The following is a 2,525-nucleotide window of genomic DNA, read 5'->3' as shown; positions in this document are numbered from 1 at the left end:
TGTTATGAGGGCCCTCATAACAACAACACGCCGCAGATCAACGGGGGGTGGCCTGGTTTGTGGACGGCGCGCTTGCGGTCTCGGCATCGGGGGTGGGCGGGGATTTGCGGGCGCCTCGGGGGCGGAACCAGTGGCGGTGCGTTCGGATGAAGGTGACCGCGAACAGCGCCTGGATGGCACCCTCTATGAGGATCAGCAGCGCCGAGTCCAGGGCCCGGAGTATCGATCCGCCGGTGAAGCCGTCGGCGACGCCCTCGATCGCGCGCAGGAACGCGACGACCGCGATCGGCGCGGCGAACAGGGCGAACGAGGTCAGCGTGATGCCGGCGCCGAACACCAGGAAGACCGAGTAGACGCGGGTCGCGAGCCGCTCCCGCCGCGGCAGTTCGGCCGTCGGGTCCTGGACGGCGCCCGGACGCCGGCGCAGCGCGGCGGACGTCCTGGCGAGCAGGTACCTGGCGTAGGCCAGCCCGTCGTCGAAGAGGTTCCGGGTCCGCAGGAGTTCGCGCAGCACGAAGTAGAGGTCGGTGCGCATGTAGACCTGGAGCTGGAAGGGGATCGCCATCAGGACGGTGATGACCAGCGCCTGGAGTAGCGCGTCCGCCGATCCGGGCAGCCCGGCGTAGGCGACGAGCAGGACCAGCGCCGCCATCAGCAGGACGTCCCAGGCGAGCCCGGCGAGGTAGACCCGGTACCGGGAGCGGCGCGGCACCCCCCAGACCCCGGTGACGTCGGTCTGCACCACGAGGTTGTGCAGGCGGGTGCCGAAGCCGATGCGTCCGGGCGCGCCGAGCGAGCGCGCCGCCATCAGGTGCATCAGCTCGTGCACGCTGATCGACATCGACATCATCACCGTGTTGACCAGGACGGTGAGCCCGACGTAGTCGCTCCAGAAGAAGTCGGAGTAGTTCGGCAGCAACGCGGGCCGCAGGACGAGCGTGACCAGCCCCGCGCCGACCGCCGCCGCCCAGGCGAGTTTCGCCGGGAGGCCGAACAGCCAGGACGTGTTCCGCTCGGTCAGCCGGGCGAAGTGGCTGCGCGGGGCGTGCTCGGCCGGGTCCGGGAGCGGGTCCCCGTCGACGGACCGCACGAACCCTAGGCCGGTGAGGGCCTCCACGAGTTCGTCGAGGTCGACCTCGACGTCGTGCTCGGCGGCGATGCGCTCCTCGGCCGCGGCGACCGTCAGGCCGCCGCGCATCAGGGTGATCCCGTCCCCGTACACGGCGGGGAGCTCCACGAACTCGCCGATCTCCAGCCGTCCGACGACGACCGCGTCGGGGTCGTCGTCGTCCGGGCGGACCACGAGCGGGTGGAACTCGACCGTGGTCACGGCGTTCCGCAGGCCGGGCAGTCGTGGTCGTGCGGGATCTCGATGAAGTACGAGTGGTCCCACATCGCGTAGTTCCAGTGGAAGACCCGGCCGCGCGCCTGGGTGGGCAGTCCCCCGAGGTGGTAGAGCACCTCCAGCGCGCAGAGGTGCCCGCTGACGTTCGCGCTGGCCGCGATCACGGCGTTCGGGCGCTCCTCGGTGAGGGAACGGCCGTGGGCCTTGAACTCACGCTGGTCCTCATGGCGGCGCAGGCACGCCCAGCATCCCGTCTCGCGCGGCACCAGGCCGCCCACCACGGCCATCGGCCCGGTGTAGAAGCTGACGAACCAGGGGGTGCCGGTCCGCAGCGCCGCTTCGTTCGTCCAGAACATGATGTCGGGGTGCGGCTCGTCGGCGCAGAGGACGAACAGGTCGCAGTCCTCCATCATCGCGGCGATCCCGTCGGGCCCGTCCGCCTTGACGGTGTCGCCGGTCACCTTCACCAGGCCGTTCATGGCGCGGAGCCGCTCCACGGCGCGGTCGACCTTGGGCAGGCCGACGTCGTCCTCGGTGTAGAGGAGCTGCCGGGTGAGGTTGGACTCCTCGACCGTGTCGAAGTCGGCGACGTGCAGGGCACCGATCCCGCTGGCCACCAGCCCGGCGGCCACCGCCGAACCCGTGCCGCCGAGACCGAGCAGGCCGACCCGCGCGTCCTTGACCCTGGACTGGATCTCGTACGGCGAGCTGCGCGGCGCCGTGTCGATCCACGCGAAGAAGTTGCGGGCGGGCTCGTAGCGGGCGGCCTCGCGGTCGTCCAGGTTTCCGGGCAGCGGTGCGCCCGCGTCCTCGACGAAACCGCCCGCGATCAGCTCCCCGATCACCTCGCGGGCGCTGTCCTCCGCGACGGCGGGGTGGGTCTCGGCGAAGGCGGCGCACACCTCGTCGACCGTGCGGCTGCCGTCCATGAGGGTGATGAGCCGGGCGATCCCGCCGTCCTCGTCGTCCTGGATCTCCGCCGCGACGCCCTGCTGCATCAGGCCGATCAGGATGCGGTCGCCGGGCAGGGCGAGGGGCTGGTGGACGCGTTTGATTCGGGGCAGCCGCATGCGGGCCCTTCCGGTCGGGGGCAGGGAAAGGCCGGCCAGGCCGAGGGCCTGGCCGGCCGGACCCTCGGGGGGGGTAAGCCGCCTTAGCGGCGACCCGGCGGCTCGACCGT

The 2,525-nt window shown here is 71.6% G+C and carries 2 protein-coding genes; both read right to left on the bottom strand.

Going from position 1 to position 2,525, the window contains the following annotated elements; all coding sequences use genetic code 11:
• Nucleotides 1–37: 37 nt before the first annotated feature.
• Complete coding sequence (locus tag ABZ806_RS44975; RefSeq protein ID WP_500226114.1) at nt 38–1,330, bottom strand: hypothetical protein; 1,293 nt, start codon at nt 1,328–1,330, stop codon at nt 38–40.
• Nucleotides 1,327–2,415: a HesA/MoeB/ThiF family protein gene (locus tag ABZ806_RS44970; protein WP_500226112.1), complete on the bottom strand. Its 1,089-nt coding sequence runs from the start codon at nt 2,413–2,415 to the stop codon at nt 1,327–1,329. Before ABZ806_RS44970 ends, ABZ806_RS44975 begins: the two co-directional genes overlap by 4 nt.
• Nucleotides 2,416–2,525 lie beyond the last annotated feature (110 nt).

Source organism: Spirillospora sp. NPDC047418 (genome assembly GCF_040643275.1).
GTDB lineage: Bacteria > Actinomycetota > Actinomycetes > Streptosporangiales > Streptosporangiaceae > Spirillospora.
The sequence above is the reverse complement of the archived record's forward strand: the minus strand, read 5'-3'. Positions and strand labels throughout refer to the sequence as shown.

Excerpts from the sequence above, each read along its gene's own strand:
- ABZ806_RS44970 (WP_500226112.1), bottom strand. The coding sequence starts at position 2,415 with ATGCGGCTGCCCCGAATCAAACGCGTCCACCAGCCCCTCGCCCTGCCC.